The organism is Acidiphilium iwatense (genome assembly GCF_021556475.1).
Lineage (GTDB): Bacteria > Pseudomonadota > Alphaproteobacteria > Acetobacterales > Acetobacteraceae > Acidiphilium > Acidiphilium iwatense.
Map to the genome: position 1 here is coordinate 1 of NZ_JAKGBZ010000115.1, position 2,781 is coordinate 2,781.

Below are 2,781 nucleotides of genomic sequence, written 5' to 3' on the forward strand. Positions count from 1 at the left end.
AAGGCAACTCTCCCCATAGTTGCCTCACGGCCCGCGGTTTCGTTCAATCCGGTTTCAATGAGGTCGCCCTCAACCTCGTGCCACGGCGCCAACGGTGCGCGACCTCACAGAAACCTTTAGATTGAACTAAACCGCTGACGCGGTAATCGCGGTTCTGTTTGGAAGGGTGGCTGGCTGGTCTGCCAGGGTTCGGGTGCTTCCCCGCAACCCTGGAACGGGAGACCCCCGATGACCGAGATAAGCCCCCTGCGCCGCCGCATGATCGAGGACATGACGGTCCGCAATCTGTCGCCGGCAACCCAGCGATCCTACGTTCACGCGGTCGCCAAATTCGGCCGTTTTTTCAGCCGTTCGCCGGAGCGGCTTGGCCTGGAGGATGTGCGTACCTTCCAGGTTCACCTCGTCGCTGGCGGGATTTCGTGGCCGGCGCTGAACCAGACCGTCTGTGCGCTTCGGTTCCTGTATGGCGTGACGCTCAAGCAGGCCGACCTGCCTGAGCGTATCCCGTATGCCCGCACGCCGCGCAAATTACCTGTGGTGCTGGGAGCCGACGAAGTCGTGCGCTTCCTTGAGGCGGTGCCCAGCCTCAAGGCCCGCGCCGCGCTGACCACGGCCTATGCGGCTGGCTTGCGCGCCTCCGAGGCGGCCGGCATCAAGGTCGCCGACATCGACAGCAGCCGCATGGTCGTCCGCGTCGAGCAGGGCAAAGGCGGTCGGGACCGTTACGTCATGCTCTCGCCGCAACTGCTGGGCATTTTGCGGTCCTACTGGCGGTTGGCACGTCCCACGCACTGGCTGTTCCCGGGCCGAGATGGCGAGCATCCGATCAGCCCCACCGTGCTGCACGCCGCCTGCCGCTCCGCCTGCGCCGCTTCTGACCTGAGCAAACGGGTGACGGTCCACACGCTGCGGCACAGCTTCGCCACCCATCTGCTGGAGAGCGGCACCGACATCCGTATCATCCAGGCGTTACTCGGACATAGCAGCCTGAACACCACGGCGCGCTACACGCAGGTCGCCACCAGCACCATCCGCTGCACGCCGAGTCCGCTCGACCGGTTGCGGCTGGAGGTGACGCCGCCGCACTGAGGGGCCGCGATGCGTCCGGCGCTGGAGGTGGCGGACGTGTTCCGCCGCCACGGCGAGGCGTTCCGGCGCAGCCATGGCGCTCATCTCGGCCGGGTCGAGCGGCGCGTCATGTCAGCGGTCGAGCAATGCCGCACCGCTGCACTCGGCGGGCACGTCGAGAAGTGCGGTGATTGCGGGCTGGTCCGCCACGCCTACAACTCCTGCCGCAATCGGCATTGTCCGAAGTGTCAGGGGCTGGCCCGTGCCGAGTGGCTCGAGGCACGCCAAGCCGAACTGCTGCCGGTGCCCTACTACCATGTGGTTTTCACCGTGCCGCCGCAGGTCGCGGACATCGCGTTCCACAATAAGCGCGTGGTCTACGCCATCCTGTTCCGCGCCGCGGCGGAGGCGCTGCGCGCGATCGCCGCCGACCCGCGCCACCTCGGCGCGGAGGTGGGCGCGGTGGCTGTGTTGCACACGTGGGGCCAGGCGCTGCAGCACCATCCGCATCTGCACTGCATCGTCCCCGGAGGCGGCCTGGCGCCGGACCAGACGCGCTGGGTGTCGTGCCGGCCGGGGTTCTTCCTACCGGTGCGGGTGATCTCCCGGCGGTTCCGCACGCTGTTCCTGGCGCGGCTGCGGGTGGCATTCGCGGCGGGCGATCTGCGCTTCTCCGGCGCGCTGACGGCTCTGATGGCACCCGCCGCGTTTGCTGCGTGCGTCACTGCCCTGCGCGGGGTCGAGTGGGTGGTCTACGCCAAGCGGCCCTTCGCCGGCCCCGACCAGGTGCTCGCCTATCTTGGCCGCTACACCCATCGCGTTGCCATCGCCAACAGCCGGCTGACCGGGATCGACGACGGCCGAGTCGGCTTCACCTGGAAAGACTACCGCCAGGAGGGAAAGACCAAGGTAATGACGCTGGCAGCCGAGGAATTCATGCGGCGGTTCCTGCTACACGCCGTCCCGGACGGGTTCCACCGCATCCGCCATGTCGGGTTTCTCGCCAACGGCCATCGCGCTGCCAAGCTCGCGCTGTGCCGCGCCTTGCTGGCGGCACCCAAGCCAGAACCGTCGCCGGTTGAAGACTACCGCAAGCGTCACCGCCGCCTGACCGGACACGATCTCGCCATCTGTCCAAATTGCGGCGGCCCGATGCAGGAGTGCGGCGTTCTGCCGTCGCGACCGCCACCGCGCCCCCCGTTCTGGTGCGACAGCTCATGACCAACCGTGGCCAAAACAATCTACACTACCTGCCCGCTACCAAAACCGACGCTGGTATCGGCAACGCAGAGCCTCGGCCGATTGCTGCGTTTGTGCCGTCCGCCGAACCTATTGCCGGATCCCGCATGTCCACCACGGCGGGGGGTCAGCGCAGCACGAAGAGCGCATCGCTCATCCCTGGCACCAAACCGGGAAGGCGCGACACGCTGGCGCTGTTTTTGACAGCAGCACGCGCCATACAACGCCCATAGCGCCTGTGGCCCGCGGTTCAGTTCAATCCGGCTTCAATGAGGTCGCGCATCCGTCGCGCGGGGGGTTCTGTGTCGCGCGACCTCACAGAAGCCTCCAGATTCCGGCGCGACCGTTTTCCGTAAGCGCGCATTTCTCTGCACCAGCCTTGGGAGGGGGTCCTGTCCGTGCGGTGGAGCGCGACCGATAGGTCTGGGTCAGGCAGTGTTTTTAGTCTGGCCTGATTTGGCGAAGTTGAAGGGC

General features: G+C 66.8%; 2 protein-coding genes. Both read left to right on the forward strand.

Going from position 1 to position 2,781, the window contains the following annotated elements; genetic code table 11:
• Window positions 1-228 precede the first annotated feature (228 nt).
• The gene (locus L2A60_RS20190) at window positions 229-1,089 is read left to right on the forward strand and encodes a site-specific integrase (RefSeq protein ID WP_235706252.1); all 861 of its coding nucleotides are present in this window, start codon (window positions 229-231) and stop codon (window positions 1,087-1,089) included.
• Between the two features lie 9 nt (window positions 1,090-1,098).
• Window positions 1,099-2,289 carry an IS91 family transposase gene (locus L2A60_RS20195; RefSeq protein WP_235706253.1) on the forward strand — a complete coding sequence of 397 codons (1,191 nt, stop codon included), beginning with the start codon at window positions 1,099-1,101 and terminating at the stop codon, window positions 2,287-2,289.
• Window positions 2,290-2,781: the final 492 nt, after the last annotated feature.